General features: G+C 39.0%; 11 protein-coding genes and 1 pseudogene. 4 read left to right on the top strand and 8 right to left on the bottom strand.

Translation table 11 applies throughout. From position 1 onward, the window contains the following. Positions 1-113: 113 nt before the first annotated feature. From C509_RS0106720 to C509_RS0106700, 5 genes are all read right to left on the bottom strand, one after another. A complete protein-coding gene (locus tag C509_RS0106720) occupies positions 114-674 on the bottom strand; it encodes a cupin domain-containing protein (protein ID WP_018706151.1) in 561 nt (186 codons plus the stop codon). Between the two features lie 460 nt (positions 675-1,134). Then, on the bottom strand, positions 1,135-1,893 hold the full coding sequence (locus C509_RS0106715; RefSeq protein WP_018706150.1) for a FixH family protein: 759 nt from the start codon (positions 1,891-1,893) through the stop codon (positions 1,135-1,137). A gap of 84 nt (positions 1,894-1,977) precedes the next feature. Beyond that, positions 1,978-3,381 (bottom strand): sensor histidine kinase, encoded by a 1,404-nt coding sequence (locus C509_RS0106710; RefSeq protein WP_018706149.1) that lies wholly within the window; start codon positions 3,379-3,381, stop codon positions 1,978-1,980. Next, complete coding sequence (locus C509_RS0106705) at positions 3,378-4,061, bottom strand: response regulator transcription factor (protein ID WP_018706148.1); 684 nt, start codon at positions 4,059-4,061, stop codon at positions 3,378-3,380. The genes C509_RS0106710 and C509_RS0106705 overlap by 4 nt, the downstream gene beginning before the upstream one ends. Next, complete coding sequence (locus C509_RS0106700; RefSeq protein ID WP_018706147.1) at positions 4,061-5,032, bottom strand: hypothetical protein; 972 nt, start codon at positions 5,030-5,032, stop codon at positions 4,061-4,063. Before C509_RS0106700 ends, C509_RS0106705 begins: the two co-directional genes overlap by 1 nt. Positions 5,033-5,222: 190 nt before the next feature. Between C509_RS0106700 and C509_RS26960 the strand changes: the two genes are divergently transcribed. The 3 genes from C509_RS26960 (at position 5,223) to C509_RS26950 (ending at position 6,325) form a co-directional block, all read left to right on the top strand. Then, positions 5,223-5,480 carry a hypothetical protein gene (locus C509_RS26960; protein WP_026319730.1) on the top strand — a complete coding sequence of 86 codons (258 nt, stop codon included), beginning with the start codon at positions 5,223-5,225 and terminating at the stop codon, positions 5,478-5,480. A gap of 14 nt (positions 5,481-5,494) precedes the next feature. After that, positions 5,495-5,842: a response regulator gene (locus C509_RS26955; RefSeq protein WP_245542442.1), complete on the top strand. Its 348-nt coding sequence runs from the start codon at positions 5,495-5,497 to the stop codon at positions 5,840-5,842. Positions 5,843-6,034: 192 nt separating this feature from the next. Continuing rightward, the gene (locus C509_RS26950) at positions 6,035-6,325 is read left to right on the top strand and encodes a sensor histidine kinase (protein WP_245542441.1); all 291 of its coding nucleotides are present in this window, start codon (positions 6,035-6,037) and stop codon (positions 6,323-6,325) included. Positions 6,326-6,357: 32 nt separating this feature from the next. Here the strand turns inward: C509_RS26950 and C509_RS23555 are convergent, their stop codons facing one another. The 3 genes from C509_RS23555 to C509_RS25095 all read right to left on the bottom strand — a co-directional run bounded on the left by C509_RS23555 (position 6,358) and on the right by C509_RS25095 (position 14,397). Then, positions 6,358-7,512 (bottom strand): response regulator, encoded by a 1,155-nt coding sequence (locus C509_RS23555; RefSeq protein WP_018706146.1) that lies wholly within the window; start codon positions 7,510-7,512, stop codon positions 6,358-6,360. 45 nt (positions 7,513-7,557) lie between these two features. Continuing rightward, positions 7,558-8,115, bottom strand: coding sequence for a class D sortase (locus C509_RS0106675; RefSeq protein ID WP_018706145.1), 558 nt, complete (start codon positions 8,113-8,115; stop codon positions 7,558-7,560). 168 nt (positions 8,116-8,283) lie between these two features. Then, on the bottom strand, positions 8,284-14,397 hold the full coding sequence (locus tag C509_RS25095; RefSeq protein WP_169509186.1) for a Cna B-type domain-containing protein: 6,114 nt from the start codon (positions 14,395-14,397) through the stop codon (positions 8,284-8,286). Positions 14,398-14,942: 545 nt separating this feature from the next. Here C509_RS25095 and C509_RS24690 point away from each other — a divergent pair. Then, positions 14,943-17,700 (top strand): annotated as a pseudogene (locus tag C509_RS24690) (ATP-binding response regulator); the annotation flags it as partial. Positions 17,701-17,771 lie beyond the last annotated feature (71 nt).

Genomic DNA, 17,771 nt, shown 5'->3' with positions numbered 1-17,771 from the left:
TCAAAAGAGGCTGGCTTTTGTGCAATCTCAACTGGGGAATGAGTGATTTGAGACTAGTATCCGATAAATAGTCTAACTTATTCTGATTGCACGTTTTTATATTCACAGTAGCTTTATTCAACAGCCATGGCATCGGCTTTTGTTACATGTACAGTTCCATGTAGATGTTGTGGAGGTGCATATATCGAGTAAAGTTTTAGCGGGATATTACCTGTATTGGTTACATTGTGATATGTTCCGGCAGGTATCATAATAGCATAGTCCTCATAGACTTTTCTTTCATAGTTTAAATTATCTTTACTCTTGCCCATTTTTACAATTCCTTGTCCTTGTTCAATTCGTAAGAATTGATCAACGTTAGGGTGAATTTCCAAACCGATATCTTCACCAACATTGAGACTCATCAATGTAACTTGCAAATGATTTCCCGTCCATAGAGCGGTACGGTACGTATTGTTTTGCTTAGAAGCTTCAGTGATATTAACTGCAAACGGTTCGGGTCCATAATCTTGTAACTCAATTTTATCTCTTCCCGTTGATGATTGTAAATTACCCGACCGTTTAGCATGTCCTATCTCATTAGGAGTAGTCCAGTAAATAGACTGCCTCACATAATCATAATTTGGTACATTAATATAATAATGATATGGATACATATAAGAACCATAGTACATTTTTCTCGCTCCCTTCACAGATTTATAAAATTATCCTATGTACTTTGTTTAGGAATTGTACTTAGATCAGGGTGGCTAATTTATAGAAATCGTTGGTAGACCAAAACTTGACTCAATTAAATGGTCCGACGTTAACTTATTTATTTTCAAATCAAGCCCTCTCCTTCGTCTTATTGGTCCGATTGATAAATATGATGGCTAGGTTAAATTTACGGAATGGTCTTTTGTGATAGCAGTAGGCTTTGACAGCCGAATCCCGCTGTGAAACTGATGTTTTTGTTTATGTAGATTAATTCGGTCTCTGTCTAGACTTTTTTGTACGTTTTAACAAGCTTTTAATATCACTACCACTGAACGTTTGTTTGTGTATGCAAGTATAAATAATTTGTTAGTAAAGTGCGTTTACTATGCATCACAAAAAGGAACGTCCACTTCATTCGTGTGGACGTTCCTTTTTCGATTATTTTACCTCTATTTCATGTTCTTCATGCTCATGTAATCCTTGATCATCTTCTACATGGATTTGAATTTTGTATGCCCCTGCCTTCTTAAAATTGTAATGAGCGGCATATTCGCCTTGTTCGGATTCCTTTGCATCGACAAATTCATGTTTATCGGAACCTTCATTCCAAATTTCAAACCGGACACGAGCATTCTCCATCGGATGATCTTCGTTTTGAAGATGAACTATCAATTCCGTTTGTTTACCTGCTGCTGGATTCTCAGGCTTCATGAAGTGCATACTGAAACCTTCGCTATGTTGGTGGCCTTCTTCTCCATCTTCTCCATGATGATGGCCATCCTCTCCTTCAGCGGAGGCCCCTTCCCCGACAGTGATTGATTTTTTAGGCATTGTGTGCAAACCTCTTGCTGTCACATGTACCTGCACAGTGTACACGCCATCAGCGTCAAAAGATTTCTCAGCTTCATAAGTACCGTCTTTATTGTTTTTCGACTCAATCATTTCACTATCTTCTTTTTTTCCTTCTTCCCATATTTCAAACTCTACTTCGTCGGCATCGGCTACTTTTTCATCACCTTGTGTTACTGTTGCTTTAAAAGGGACAGTTTCCCCAATTTCTGCGGTCTCTTGCACCTCTAGTACGACATCAATCGGTTCTGGAATATCATTATCCGAATCTTCACTTCCGCCCTTCCCGCAGGCAGCCAATCCAAGAACGAATATCCCAATCACAACCGGCCATAGTCTCTTTTTCATATATTTCCCCTCCAAAAACAGAAATCATCCTAATTTCAACTGTATATCAAGATTGTGTGGATCTTGTGAAATCAGCGTATCCAATTATTGAAATGAGGCTGAAATAATTGGCAGGCTGATTGAAACAGTTGTACCTCTCCCCACTTCACTTTCTATTTGAAACGAGCCGCCGTGCAACTTTGTCAAGCTTTCCACGATAGGGAGCCCAAGCCCCGTACCGCCTTCTTTTCTTGTTCTTGCCTTATGAACCCGGTAGAACCGTTCCGTTATTTTCTTCAAATCTTCAGCAGGTATACCTTGGCCCGTATCCGCTATTGTGATCAAAGCAAACCTTGCATCCTTTACCGTTAATGACACTGTAATGGTCCCATCCTTTTTGGTATGCCTGATGGCATTATCAAGCAAGTTCAAAAGCATTTGCTCCAGGCGTTCTTCATCCACTTCGGCGATCAATTCATAATTCAATTTTCTTTCAAGTTTTATCCCGTTTTTGAGAACCCGCTGTTTTACCTTTTCCATCGATTCTTCAATCGTTTGCGCAAGCGGAATTGGCATCTTGTTCAGAGTGAACTCATTGGACTCGAACTTCACTAAATCCAACAGGTCATCAACGAGCCGCTCCATTCTTTCGGTCTCACGTAAAATGATCTGGTTGTACTTTTCTGTGTCTTCTGGAGCAGCCACTCCCGTTTGGATGGCTTCTGTATATCCTTTAATGTAACTTAAGGGTGTTCTGAGCTCATGGGAAACATTCGCAAGAAACTCTTTTTTCTTCTCATCTTCCTTTTGGATAGATTCGGCCATTTCATTGAAAGTATGGGCAAGTTGGCCAATTTCATCATCAGAATAGTCCCCTACCCTAACGGATAAGTTGCCATCCGACAACTCCTTCGCCGCAGTCTGCATTTTTTTCAAAGGCCGAATTGCTCTTTTCAACCACTTATTCCCCAAGGTCAAGGCAATAAGAAGAAACAAAATCGCACCGCCTAGCCAATAGACGGAATAATGGAGTATCATATCACTCAAATTGGCTAATGGATAATATAAATAAATGACACCTTCCAGCCTTTTGCCTTCCAAAAGGGGGATGACAACCGAAATGACATCTCGATCCAAACGCTCTACGTGCCCTTTCTTATAAACCGGGTCACCTTTTAAAAGAGTTTCTCGATCCTCGCCACTGATCAAGCTTTGGTAATCCATTTCAAATGGAAGGCACATGCTTAGTTCCCGCGGATTTTTTACAGCAAATACTTCAAATTGGGATTTCTCCCCAAACCAGTTCACTTCATCAATGAAAGATTCTGTTACAACTCCCCCATCATAAGAGCGGGCAAGTCTGATACCAGTTTCAAGCATTTCTGTCTTAAGGCTATCTACATATAGCCTTTCATATAAAAAATATGAAAATAATGAAGCATATAACGTTGTTACGGTAAAAGCAAGCAGTAGGGCGATGGACATTTTCCGGGACAGACCGATTTTCATTTCGGAACCTCGAATTTATAGCCGCAGCCCCAAACGGTTTGTATATAACGCCCTGCTTCCTCTCCTATCTTCATCCGAAGGGTTTTTATATGTGTATCTACTGTACGCAATCCTCCTTGGTACGCCATATCCCATACTTTTTCAAGCAACGATTCCCGTGAAAAAACCTTACCCGGATGTTTCATCATCACTTTGAGAAGTTCAAATTCCTTGTAAGTCAATAGAACCTCATCGCCGCCAACGGTGAGCTTCCTCTGTTCTTCATCCATCAAAAAATCCCCATGCTCCATGACAGCCTCATTTTTATTGGATACGGACCTTCTTAATACTGCATCAATCCTTGCCACAAGTTCACCTGGTGAAAACGGCTTGACTATATAATCGTCTGCTCCCAGCCTTAGCCCCTTCACCTTATCCCATTCCTCACCCTTTGCGGATAAAAATATGATGGGGACATTGCTTTTCTCACGGATTTTTCCACATATTTCAAATCCGTCCATACCGCTAAGCATGATATCAAGCAGTATAAGATCCGGTTCATCTTTTTCATCTTTCAAAAATTCATCCTGGAGTTGTTTATACCCTTCAGCCTCAGAAGTCCGATATCCGGAATTTTGTAAGTACATGGAGATCAGGTCTCTCATCTCTTCTTCATCATCCACGATCAACACGTGTACCATCATGTCACCTTCTCACGCGTAAAAATTACAAATGGCCCTTTGCCGACATCAGCAGTTCGCTCAATGTCAAGTGTTTCCGGGTTGATCCAATACAGCTTTTCACTGTCAAAACCTGCTACAATAAGCTTTCCATCAAATGAATCAATCACAAACGGATTGGCCCCAACCTCGATTTTCTTTAACAGCTTTTTACTGGAATTATATTGATACAGCATATTTGTACCATGGCTTAACGCATATATCCCATTGGCATTTTCAAAAAAGTCCACAGGCATCAGGGGAGCTGACAACTGATCTTTCAAAGTGCCGGAGTCAAGTTCATATACCGAAATGGCTGATTGGGGCTTATCCCCTTTTCCATGGCCGCCAATCCATATCTCTTTTTCTTTTTCCCGCAACAGCATACCTGCCGTGGATGCATTAATATCGAACTCTTTCTCTGTTTCATGTTTCTTTAGATTGATGACTGAAAGCTTGGCACCTTTGAATGTTGCCACATACAGACGCTCTCCATCTGTCTCCATTGCCATCGGATAATCAGGTGTTTTTACGCTTTCTGTTTCTTTTCCAATTTCATTAAAAAAGCGGACCTTGTTTTGGGCCTTGTCAGCAACAGCGAATTCAGCACTTGCTTCAAGGTAAATAACATTTGAAATACCTTTTCCGGTCTTAAAGTGTTTTATTACAGACCCCTTTTTCAGGGAATAAAAATCCACTTCCTCGACTTCAGGTCCATACAGGACCAGTGTATCACCATCAGGAAGGAGGGCTGCTCCGGTATATGCCTTACTTAATTCCCAGCGGGCAAACACCTTCCCGTCTTCATTTAAAAAATCTATACTGAAATCTCCCACATTTAAAGTTGCTGCAAATGATTGCCCTTCATCAATTGGCTGCTGCTTTTTTCCCTGGCAGCCAGACAGAATGAAAAAACATGTCAGACTGATAAAAAGCAAATGGAGTTTTCTCATCATCTCACCTTCATTTTAAACATGATAAACTTACCATAAGCATAACCTAAAATTGTGTTATTTTGATGAAGTGAGTATGTATTTTCTAAGAGCTTTGTCCACTATTATCCTAAAAAAGATATATAATTGGAATGTACGCAATATAGACTGATAGACAACATAAAAATATTAAAGGTGTGAAATCTCTGTTTTGACTAAAAAAGTAAAAACAAAAACAATTCTTGCTGCTTGTTTATTTATACTCGTTTTAACAGGCTGCAGGTTTATATGGTTTTATCACTACAATAGCTCTGATCACCCTGAGGCAGAGCAAGGTATTTTAGACCTTAGAAATTGGGATGGCCTTGAAAGAGAAACAATTAGCCTGGATGGCGAATGGAAGGATCTTGTTACAGTAACAAGCGGACAAGAAGCATTGATACATTTGAATAGAAGAAATGGGATTTAATTATCGCAGATGTCATGATGCAAACCATGTCAGGTTACGAATTATCCAGGATGATTCGTGAACAATTTTCTATTTCCGAGCTACCGATCCTTCTTATAACAGCAAGAAGCCAAATACAGGATATCGTGACAGGCTTCCTATCGGGAGCAAATGTTTATATATCAAAGCCTGTCAATAGTTTGGAATTAAAAGCCAGAGTCAATGCCCTGACTAATCTAAAACAGTCAATCAACGAGAGGCTGCAAATGGAAGCAGCATGGCTTCAAGCCCAAATACAGCCTCACTTCTTATTTAACACACTCAACACGATTGTCTCGCTGAGTGAAGTCGATACCGATAGAATGACGGTTCTTCTTAATTAGTTTGGCCAGTATTTACAGAAAAGCTTTGATCCGGTAAATCTGGAGCGTGCCGTTTCATTTGAACATGAGCTTGAACTGCTGAATTCTTATTTATATATTGAGAAGGAGCGGTTTGGAGACAGACTGCATATTGAGTGGGAAGTCAATACATCAACCGATTTGCTTATTCCCCCTTTATCCATCCAAACACTCGTGGAAAACGCCATAAGACACGGGGTACTCAAAAAAATTGATGGAGGTACAATCCTTATTAAAGTGGTTAGATTTGAAGAACATTCAGAGGTAATCGTTCAAGACGATGGAGTTGGCATGGACGAAGAAAAAATCAACGAGGTCCTGTCAAGCAAACCTGAACAATCAAGAGGTATTGGTATTGTCAATACCAATACGCGGTTAAAACAAATGTTTGGAACGGAATTAAAAATATACAGGGTACCGGGCCAAGGGACAACGGTCACATTTAATGTTCCACATAAAAAGTGATATAAAAAATGAATGCCGTTATGGGTAGGCATTCATTTTTTTTCAAGAAAAATTTCTGCTCTTTTCTGTTTCTTTTTCCAGTCTTCATACCAATTTTCGATTACATCATTGGGCTTTATACCATACTCGTCCTTCAACATATTCTTTAGGTTATTATATTGCTGTGTAACCGAATGCCGATCCCCTATAAGATCATATAACTTCATTAGGATAAAGTAGCTGCTGTCTACATATGGATGGAGTATCTGGACCCGCTGATATAATAAAATCGCGTCTGTATACTTCTCTTTAGAGATAAAAAAGTCTGCCAAGTCCTTTATGTAATGAAGCCAAAGGATTCTTAATCTCTCACGTTCGCTTTCTGCCCACAAATAACCTTCTTCCGATAGATAGTCCCCTATATATAAACTTAATAGACTTCGAAATTGGGGAAGGTTATCTCCTTTCACAACCGATAACTTATTCATTCCCCTTTCCCACTCATCCACATCAATCTTAGTATCATTCAACTCCAACATATAGTTGTTTTCAAAACTGGATATAGTGATATTAATATTTATTTTTTTTAGAGTTTTTCGTATTTGGTAAATAGCTGCATACAACTGTGCCAATCCTTTGCTCTCATCAAATTCAGGCCACAGAAGATCGAGCAACACATCTTTCCGAACGGGATTCTGACGATGTTGTAATAGAAATGAGAACAGTTCCCTCGCCTTGGATGTCCGCCAATGGACTTCAATGATATCTGGATCATCCATTGAACTTTTAAATCGTAAAGTTTTGAAACAGCAAATAACGCCGGCATCATCGGGCGTATCAATAGGTGTAGGAGCTTTGATGATAATCCGTCGAACTGTTTCCTCCAGCCTTTTCCTTTGAATCGGTTTTATGACATAATCAATAGCATTAAGTTCAAAAGCTTTTACAGCATATTCATTATACGCTGTAACAAACACGATATTCATTTCAGGGAATGTATTGTGAATACGTTCAGCAATCTGAATCCCATTGATTTCTGGCATTTCAATATCAAGAAAGACAATTTGAGGCCGGTCCCTTAGTATTGCTTCCAAAGCTTTTTCTGGATTATCAAATTTGCCAATGATGTCAAGGCCCTGAATTTCCCCTACCAATCTTTCCAAGTGTTTAAGAGCCAATGGTTCATCGTCAACTAAAATAACTCTCATCATTGCTACCACCTTTTTTAAAGTGTATAACATGTCCTCTCTGGATCAGTTCATTGGTTTGGCATAAATAATATAACGGTCAGGAGCATCTCCCACATATCTGAATGGATAACATGTAGTTACTGTCAGCATTTCCTCCTCGAGATCCGGGCGGATTACAGTCAAATCATCTGCACTGACAATTTCAGTTTCTTCAATGGAATATTTGAACTTTCCATAAGGCATTTGTACATGAAGCTCATCACCGATTTCCAATTCTCCCAGCCGGCGAAAAACAGTATCCCTATGTCCGGACAATACGATTTGCCCTTTCTCAGTGGGTAGTGCTGTTCCGCTGTAGTGACCAACGCCTTTGGCCAAGTCGTCTTCATCTACCCCTTCTACTATTGGGAGAGATTTTTTCAACTTGGGAAGCTCCAATATTCCTATTTCTTCGCCAAATTGCGGTGTAAAGGAGGCTGCATCCGAATTATCATTTGAAATGATGCTTTCCGCTCGTTCTAAAGCTTCTTTCTCCATTTGTTTTGAATTCCAAAGATGAAATCCACTATATCCGATAAAGCCCAATCCAATAATAATAATTATTATAGAGATATATCTCATAATGAATCTCCCCTGATTTTTCTATCGGAATATGTAAAAATAAAAGAGTAATTGTATTATATTATACCATAAATTGTATAATTACTTTAAATATTCCTATAGAATATTCCAATACAGGATTTGAAAAAAAACTTCCACATACACCTTTGGTATGTGGAAGTTTATGATTTATTGCTGTTTCTTTCTGCTCCTTTTCATTAACAACAAACCCGAAATGAGCAATATAATACCTGCTAATGCGTAGTTGAATAAAGATGTTGCCGTGTTTGGCAGTTTAAAGCCAGTTTGTTCCTCCTGACCTGGCTTTACTGGCTCACTCGGCTTGCTCGGATCAAAAGGTTTTCCTGGATCAACCGGCGTTTCCGTTGGAATAGCAGTATTCTCGACAATCAAAGTTAATGACTCCTCTTGGCCTTTTTCGATTGTGAAGGTAATTGGCTTCTTAAGCTTCTCATACCCTTCGGGAGCTTTTGTTTCAATAAATTGATAGTCTCCCGGTATCAATCCTGACACTGACAGTTTTCCGTATTGATCGGTTGTCAAGCCTCCCTGAAGCTTTTTACCATCTGCATCCTGAAGTTCGAATTCCGCCTTGGCCAAAGTGACCTTGTGATTGTCTTTATCGACTTTGATCAGTTTAACCCCACCAAGAATCAATTTGTTCGTAATGTCATAGCCTGAAACAATTGACTCATATCCTTCCACAGCATGCTCCTGCACTGTATAAGTATATGCTTTTCCTTCTGCATCATACTTATCTAAGTCAGTAAAGCTATACTTCCAGTTTGTGTCGGCTGTGATTTCTACTGTGTCGACCACTTCACCATTTTGAAGGAGGTCCACTTTGATCACTTCCGGACGGTCTTTGAAGTTATCATCATCCCAAGTCTTTTTGCCTCCGACGGATGTTTTGCCTACACGTAAGTTTGTGATATCATAACCATCCACTGTTGTTTCATAGCCCTCAATTGCTTCTTCTTTTACAGTGTACTCGTATGCGGCTCCGTTTTCATCATATGCCTCTAGATCTTTGAACTCATAAGTCCAATCATCAGCTGCTGTAACTTTAGCTGTATCAATTACATCACCATTTTGTAGAAGGTTCACTATAATCGACTCTGGACGATCTTTGGAGTTATCATCTTTCCAGCCTTTTGTTACGGTAACGGATGTTTTGTCAGATCTGGTGTTGGTGATGTCATAGCCATCCACTTCGGATTTATACCCGGGTACTCCTTGCTCTTTTACGGAGTATTTGTAAGCCTTGCCTTCTTCATCGTACTTGTCTAAGTCGGTAAAGCTATATTTCCAGTCAGATTTTGCTGTCACTTCTTGTGTATCGACCACAACACCATTTTGAAGGAGATTGACTTTGATCATTTCCGGACGATCTTTGGAGTTATCGTCTTTCCATGTCTTCGTTCCTTCCACTGATGTTTTGCCTACACGGACGTTCGTGATGTCGTAGCCATCCACCGTCGATTGATAGCCTTCTACAGGGTGCTCTTTCACAGTGTATTCATAAGCCGCACCATTTTCGTCAAATTCATCCAAGTTGGTAAAACTGTACTTCCAGTAAGTGCCATCTGTCACTTCTTTTGTGTCGATGACTTCACCATTTTGCAGAAGGTCTACTTTGATCCTTTCTGGACGATCCTTGGAATTATCGTCTTTCCAGGTCTTCATACCTTCTACGGATGTTTTGCCTACACGCAGATTAGTAATATCGTAGCCTTCGATTGTTGACTCATAACCTTGTACCTGCTTTTCTTTAATAGTGTATTCATATGCCACACCGTTTTCATCGTAGGCTTCAAGGGCTGTAAATACATACTTCCAGGCTTCAGTACCTTTTATTTCTGCACGATCAAATTCTTTTTCATTTTGTAAAAGAATAACTGTAACAGAATCTGGACGGTCTTTTGACTCATCATCCAGCCAACGTTTCGTTACTTCAACAGATGTCTTTTCAGAACGAGTATTTGTGATATCAAATCCGTCGGTTTCTGATTTATACCCTGGAACTACTTGTTCCTCCACAGTGTACTTGTATTCCTTACCATCTTCGTCATATTTCTTTAAATCCGTAAAACTGTATTTCCAGCCGTCATCTGCTGTCACTTCTTTGGAGTCTTGCATCTCTCCATTTCGAAGCAAGTTCACTTTGATAGCATCTGGACGATCTTCTGAATCTCCATCTTTCCATGTCTTTTTACCAGAAATATCCATCAATTCAATATTAGTGATATTGCTCCCCTTAACTTCTGAAATGTATCCATCTACTGGGACTTCTTTGATTGTATACTTAATTTCTTTGCCTTGTTTATCATATTTAGGTAAATTTTTGAATGTATACTTCCAACCCTCATTAACTGACACTTTCTTCTCTTCTTTAGGTTGGTCACCACCATCAAAGAGTTGAACCGTGATGGAGGCGGGGCGGTCTTTCGAATCACCATCTATCCAAGTTTTTTCACCGGAAATATCGATTAGCGCATCGTTATCAATAGTGATTTCCGTTGTATTTCCTATTTCAATATTTATATTGTCCAATCTTTTTGCAATCTTATATCCTTTCGGGGCTTGAATCTCTTCTACCTTATACTCTCCAAATGGTACTTCCGCTTCTGCAACACCTTCTTCATTCGTTTTTAATTCGAATATTTGATTTGTTTCAACATTAGTTATTTTGAAAGTTGCATTTGCTAATTTCTCATTTGTTACCGCATCTGTCTTTATAATCTTTGCTGTACCTGTTTGACGCTTGTTTTCAATCTTTTTCGTTATGACTCCCTCAGGCATCTTGTCATATATAAGCTCAATTTCTAATGTTGGAGTTTCTACTAAATATCCTTCAGGCACTGTCTCTTCTAAAAAATACTTTCCATATTTTAGACCAGTCCAGTGAAGTTTTCCTTCAGCATTTGTAGTTCCTTCACGAACGACAATTTTCTTATTGCCAACAATTGTTTTTAATACGAAAGCAACGCCTTTTAACGGTATGTTCGAGCCGGCTTCAACTTTTTCAAGAATAAGCTCTCCCGTGCCGCCTTGAGTAGGGGCGCCTCCTGAGCTGATTCTTACTTGGACCACTTCTTCTTTCACCGTCGTCCCAACTACTTCGGAATTTGGCTTTACTTCAGCATCATTTGTTATGTCAGTGGTTGCTTGGGCCAGAATATAAGAAGAATACTTAACGTTGTAAGTGTCCGACGTTTCTCCGAGAATTTTCAATTCAAATGCATTGTCATCAATTTTTAATTCATAATCTTTAACTGCAACTAAAGGCTCATCGGACCCTGCTTTTGTAACTTTGATTGTATCCTCCAGTAAAACCTGTAAACTCTCATCACCTAAACTATCTGTTATGGTTATGTCTGTTAATTTAGATTTTGATTTATTTACTTCGATTGTCCAATCAATTGTCCAATCATCTTTATTGTGCACACCTTTTTTATCTAAAAACTCTCCTTGGTGAGGCAATGTAACATGTGCTTTTAAGTTATGTTCTTCCCCTTCACGCGGAATAAACTTCGCTGTGTTTTCATATTTTTCATTACTGTTATAAATACCATCTTTATCGATTGTTTTAAATACAACGCGATAACTTTGATTAATGTTACCTAAATCAATCTTAACTTCGTTGTTAACATTGGTTATTGGAAGGTCTTTCACTTCCTCTCCCACTGTTACGCCGCCTACTTTCTCTATGGCTGTCTCATAAACTTTAACCGAACCATCCACTAAAGATTGGTTTTCAGCAATTTTATCAATAAACTCTGCATTATCCAGGCTTAGCTGGTTGTAGTTAACATCAACGGTCCATGTAATTTCTTTTGTTTCATTATCTACTTCACCGCTTTTAACACCATTATTTTTCGTTTCATTGTTCGGGTTTACCTGATCCGTAATATCAAGGTTATAGTCTTTCCCATCACTAGTTTTATAGGATAAGTGTAAACCGTTAGTAAAGTTTGGTTTTTCTTTCTTGCTGCCAAAATCATACGTAAACTTAGTCTGATATTTAATGATGTAAGCTTCGGTAATATTACCAAAGTCAATGATAAATCCTTCGTCACTATCATTAACAGTAATCGTTGCATCCTCATCTGCCGGTTCAATTTTAATGGAGTCTTTTACTAGTTTTTGACCGGACCCCGAGAAGTTATCCGTTAAGACGAAATTGCTCAATTTCTGTTTATCAGCATTTATCGTAATGCTCCAGTCGATTGTTTTATCTTTATAGTTGATTTCTCCATGGCCTTTTTTACCTACTTGCTGGTAAACACCTTGACTACTTTCTGAGGTTTTCCCGTTTAACGAAACCTTATTCGTGATCTTCCCATCATGAGTAATATACGCGCCATCTTTGACTTTAGTATTGTACTTGATGATAAAAGCCTTGTTGGTATCTTTCTTCAGTGTGTATGTTATTTTGTTTCCAACAGGATTTATTTCAAATAAGTCTTCTGGAGCAATTGAGGTTTCTCCAACCGTACCATCACTTTTGAACGAATCCACTTGCTTAATCTCGATATTTTCAACTTCAAATACATTATTTAAGGTTTCGTTACCAACCGTGAATGTAAACTCATCTGTAATTGTTTCTCCTGCTTTTAGTAACTTTTCATTAAAGTTCGCATTTACTGTCCATGTAACTGTACGGTCACCTTTATTAAATGGACTGGATGTTTTTTCAATTGATTTCGGACGTGAAACAGAAACGGTCGTGCCGGATTCTGCGTCTTTTTTACCATCCGAAACTAACTTTGCTGTATTGGCGTATGAAGTGGTGCCTTCTTTATCTTTTTCTTCTTCTTTGATTTTCGTTCTGAATATCAGCTTATATGCTTTGTTTGTATCACCTAATTCCAACGCGAGGTTTTCTTTAGTAGAATTGTTATTTAGTTCAACTGTATTGTCTTTTTCTTTTATTACATTTCCTTTTATATCTACTTCTACTTCCTTTAAAATAATGGAGTCAATAATTAATTCTTGACCTGCTGATATCGGATCTTGAATCATTGCATTTTTCAACGATTCCCTTGATGTATTGACAATAACCGTCCATTCAATTTCCTCTGCATTAAATGATCCGCCAACTGGCTTCCCTGTTTTGGCAATCGCTTGCCCGCTTTTTGGTTTGACATTTATAGGGATTTCTTTAATCACTTCATCCATTACTTTAAATTCTAGAATGTTTTCTACCTTTGTTATCTTCTGCTCGCTCAATTCCGATTGAACATAGAAATGGCCTTTAACATTCGGGGCCTTTTCGATATATTCATTGAAAGTAAACAATACCTTGCCATCCATTGTTACTTTATAAGTTCCAAAAACAGTTGCTCCATCAGATAATACATCATTAATTTCATTATAGATTGCCAGCTTTTCCGGTAATTGCAATTCGAATGTATCACCTGCAATATACTCGTGATCGTTTGGCAATGCCCAATCAAATTCAACTCTTAATCCTTCTTTGGGAGAGAGCAATTCCCCCTCTTGAATCGGTGATCCATCTGCCTTTTTTAAAACCAGCGTTCCATCTTTAATGATATTTTCTTCGATTGGTTTTGGATCACGCTTTTCCTCACCATTCAACGCTTGAATATCAGAGTCTAATTTAACCTTTATTTTATCCTGCGTATCTTCTACAGGTGTATCTCTTGTCTCATTTTTGGCATTGTCTTCCACATCGGCTTCTGCACTCTTGTTCGCTTCATCTTGCCGTTGAGCTTCTTCGGCTTCAGGTACAGCATCTGCCTGGAAAGAAACATGAATCATCTTTTCTTGATTATTCAAAGTAAAAGGGATCGATATTACTTCTTTATCAGTAATAAATTCCTTATTAAAACTGGCTTTAATTTTCAGCTTCCCTTCAGCATTGGCTCCGGCTTCCCCGTTAAAAGCAACTGTCACAAGTCCGTCATCCGCTACATTGTAAGTACCAATGTCAGAATTCCCGGATGTTAGTAACTTTCCATTTTCTGCTTTTGGAATCAACTGCGAAGGCAGTTTATACGAATATGTGTCACCTTCATTCACTCCCATATCCGCCAAGGACCAGTCGAAGGATAAATTCACCTCTGCATCTCTGCCAGACTGATAACCTGGATTTTCGTTTCTGTCTATGACTGTTCCCTGTTTGTCCGTTAATATTACATTTGTAAAGATACTTTTTCCCAGTTCTTTTGCAACAGCCGTTAGTGGCACTGAACTGCTTAAGACTGTGTGTGAAACTAGTACAAGTATATAAGCCATAAGGACTACTTTTTTTCTCATAATCAACATTCTCCTCCTTTTTGATTTGATTAGATTGATTTAATTTTGACTAAATCCCCAAAAGCGAGCTCCTCCTTATATATCAATTATTTAAAATCCGATCATCAGATAAATCATTTTCTCAACAACTAGCTATTATGAATTGGAACACTGCACAAAATCTGTACATGATTATGGGAAAATAGTTCTTTTTATTGAAGAGGACGCTTTCATTAATAGATAAAAGTCATTTTTTGTGTCTAAAAAGTGAATTTTTATTCTATTTAAAAATCTTATTTTTAATGGAAAGTTATGTGAATAACTTAGCTGAATTTCTAAATAAATGAATTCAAATTTCTAAAAGGGGATCTTTATGTACAGGGCTAAAATAGAAAATACGGATCTTTAAACCCTTAAAAAAAGAAGAATTCCACACCTCCGGCGAAAGGAAGAATTTCTAACCTCCCTTTTAATAAGAATTGGATTACGGAGGTGGTAGGGGGTGATAAGGCTAAAAACAAGACTCAATTCAAACCATCTATTGCCAAGGAATATAATTTAATCCCATGACTTTTAGCATTTTCTGGGCAGAAGCCTTTAGCAATCAACAACAACCACTCATTAAGAGCGGGTAATTAGACTTGCGCGACTGGGACGCAGAGAAAGGTGAAGTCCTCTTACTGGATGGAGAATAGGAGTTTTACCCATCACGTCTATTGATGGAAAAGGGACAGCAGTCGAAAGAGATTACAAACGTACCAAAGCTCATCCAGGTACCATGAAAATGGAATGAAGCATTAAATGCTGAAGTCCCAACACCATTTGGGTTTGCTTCTTATCGCTTGCTTCTTTATGTAAATCCGGATAAAGATATTAACTATAGTATTCGTTTGTCGAGCGTGCGAAGTTCTTCAGAAATCTATGTCAATGAACGCCTTCTGGCCAAATCAGGACAGGTGGCAGTAAATAATAATGGATATACCGCAAAAAACTTGCCTTATTCGACGACGTTTACGGCAGATGAAGACGGAGTAATTGAAATAGTAGTTCAAGCTGTGAATTATGAGGATACACGGGGCAGCGGCATCATCCGCTCAGTTAAATTCGGCTCAGAAGAAGCTATTACCGAGGAAATAAGATTTTCTTCCTCCATCCAGCTTCTGCCCATCATTATATTTCTTATGCATTCTGTTTACGCACTCATTTTATTTTTTCTGGGAAACAAGGACAAAAAGCTGCTCTATTTCTCTTTACTTACGCTTTGTGTAACATTGGGGAGTCTATTAAGCCATGATGAAAAGTTATTCGGGATGTTAAAGGGAATCTTTTGCTGCTCTTTTCTCTAGCCGCACTCATTCACCATTTTGTCTGGTTAATTTCATGGAGGGAAGGCGGAATCAGCGTTGTCCATTATCCGTTTGATCTCTTGATTTCGATTGGATGCTTTACATCCATTTGGTTCAAAGGTTACTTTAAACTGAAACAAAAGAGCTTGCATCAACGTTACAAAGGATGAATGATCATAAGGATCAATTTTTGGCTAACACTTCGCACGAATTTAAAAATCTGCTCCACGGCATGCTGAACATGTCACAGTCTATTTTGGAAAGGGACCGGCATACGTTGCAAGAACGAAGTGTGAAAGAACTCGAAACAATTCTATCTGTTGGGCGTAGGATGACGATGTTATTGAATGACTTGCTCGAAGTGAGAAGTCTTCAGGAAGGCACGCCCCGGCTGCAGAAAAAAGTGATTACTATTCAGCCCATTATTGCTGGAGTATTGGACATGCTTCGATTTATCGGGGATGCCAAGTCATTGAAGATTGTAAATCAAATTTCAGATGATTTCCCTCCGGTATTTGCTGATGAGAACCGGTTGATCCAAATCTTCTTCAATTTGCTTCATAATGCGGTCAAATATACAAATGAAGGTCAGATTACAATACGGGCTTTTGTAAAGAAAAGAAGAGCCTTCATCGTCATCGTGGATACCGGTGTCGGAATGGATAACGACATGCTTAAGCGCCTGTTTAACTCTTATGAGCAGGCGAACTCCAAAGAGACCATGATCGAAGGTGGATTTGGATTAGGGTTAAGTATAAGCAAGCAATTGGTCGAATTTCATGGCGGGACATTAGAAGTGTCCTCCGTTCTAGGAAAAGGCTCTGAATTTACATTCTCCCTAAGTCTCGGGAATTCAAATGAAATGGAAGAGAATTCAGTCGCCATATCGTCGTCACAAATGTCGCCAGAGATTACACAAGTCCAGACAAAAAGCACATTTGGTATTGAAGAAGCTGGAACTCCGTCGTTGTATGCAAAAGAAAGTACTTTTGAACGCCCAGCCATATTGATTGTTGATGATGATCCCGTTAATCTTCAAGTGCTTGAGACAATATTGCCTTCTGAACATTATGATGTCACTACGGCAACAAGCGGAAAAGAAGCTCTGGCTTTGTTGGATACGCAGGAATGGGATTTGATCATCTCAGACATCATGATGCCCCAGATGTCCGGATATGAGTTGACCCGAATTATTCGAGAACGCTATACACTCACAGAGCTGCCAATTTTACTGCTTACAGCAAGAAGCCAGCCAAAGGATATCCAAGCCGGATTTTTAGCCGGAGCGAACGACTACGTGACAAAACCGGTTGAAGTATTAGAGTTAAGATCACGGATAGAGGGATTGACGACAGTCAAAAACGTTGTTCAGGAACAGTTGCAATTAGAAGCAGCCTGGCTGCAAGCACAGATCCAGCCCCACTTTCTTTTCAACACTTTAAATGCGGTGATAGCTCTAAGTGAAATTGATTTGGATAAAATGCGTAATTTGCTTGAGGAATTCAGTCACTTGTTAAGGCATAAATTCAAATTTCAACATATGGACGAACTGATTCCTATCGAAGAAGAACTAAGCATTGTACGCTCCTATCTATATATTGAACAAGTACGGTATGAAAACAGACTCCAAGTCATCTGGGAAATCGATGAATGCAGGGAACTGAAAATCCCGTTCCTTACAATCCAGTCTTTAGTTGATAATGCAATCCGACATGGCATTATGAAACGCATTCTTGGAGGCAAGATTTTCATTCGGATTTCTGTCCACGAATCATATGCAGAGATATGCGTGGATGATGACGGAGATGGAATGGATGAAAGCAAATTACGGCGGATCAAAGAAACAAAGAGAGGAAGCGAGTCTGGAGTCGGCCTGATTAATACCGACTTACGGTTAAAACGGCACTTCGGAACAGGACTTAAAATCGAAAGTTCACCTGGACATGGAACAAAGGTGTCCTTTATCGTGAAAAGTGAATTTCGAGCTTCGGATCCTTCGGATCGACGGTCACTTTCTCTTTCGGGCGAGTTTAAAGATGGCACCGTCAC

Origin of the sequence: Siminovitchia fordii DSM 16014 = CIP 108821 (assembly GCF_000374565.1) — a bacterium.
GTDB lineage: Bacteria > Bacillota > Bacilli > Bacillales > Bacillaceae_C > Siminovitchia > Siminovitchia fordii.
The sequence above is the reverse complement of the archived record's forward strand: the minus strand, read 5'-3'. Positions and strand labels throughout refer to the sequence as shown.

Excerpts from the sequence above, each read along its gene's own strand:
- C509_RS0106720 (WP_018706151.1), bottom strand. The coding sequence starts at position 674 with ATGTACTATGGTTCTTATATGTATCCATATCATTATTATATTAATGTA.
- C509_RS0106715 (WP_018706150.1), bottom strand. The coding sequence starts at position 1,893 with ATGAAAAAGAGACTATGGCCGGTTGTGATTGGGATATTCGTTCTTGGA.
- C509_RS0106710 (WP_018706149.1), bottom strand. The coding sequence starts at position 3,381 with ATGAAAATCGGTCTGTCCCGGAAAATGTCCATCGCCCTACTGCTTGCT.
- C509_RS0106705 (WP_018706148.1), bottom strand. The coding sequence starts at position 4,061 with ATGGTACACGTGTTGATCGTGGATGATGAAGAAGAGATGAGAGACCTG.
- C509_RS0106700 (WP_018706147.1), bottom strand. The coding sequence starts at position 5,032 with ATGAGAAAACTCCATTTGCTTTTTATCAGTCTGACATGTTTTTTCATT.
- C509_RS26955 (WP_245542442.1), top strand. The coding sequence starts at position 5,495 with ATGATGCAAACCATGTCAGGTTACGAATTATCCAGGATGATTCGTGAA.
- C509_RS23555 (WP_018706146.1), bottom strand. The coding sequence starts at position 7,512 with ATGAGAGTTATTTTAGTTGACGATGAACCATTGGCTCTTAAACACTTG.
- C509_RS0106675 (WP_018706145.1), bottom strand. The coding sequence starts at position 8,115 with ATGAGATATATCTCTATAATAATTATTATTATTGGATTGGGCTTTATC.
- C509_RS25095 (WP_169509186.1), bottom strand. The coding sequence starts at position 14,397 with ATGAGAAAAAAAGTAGTCCTTATGGCTTATATACTTGTACTAGTTTCA.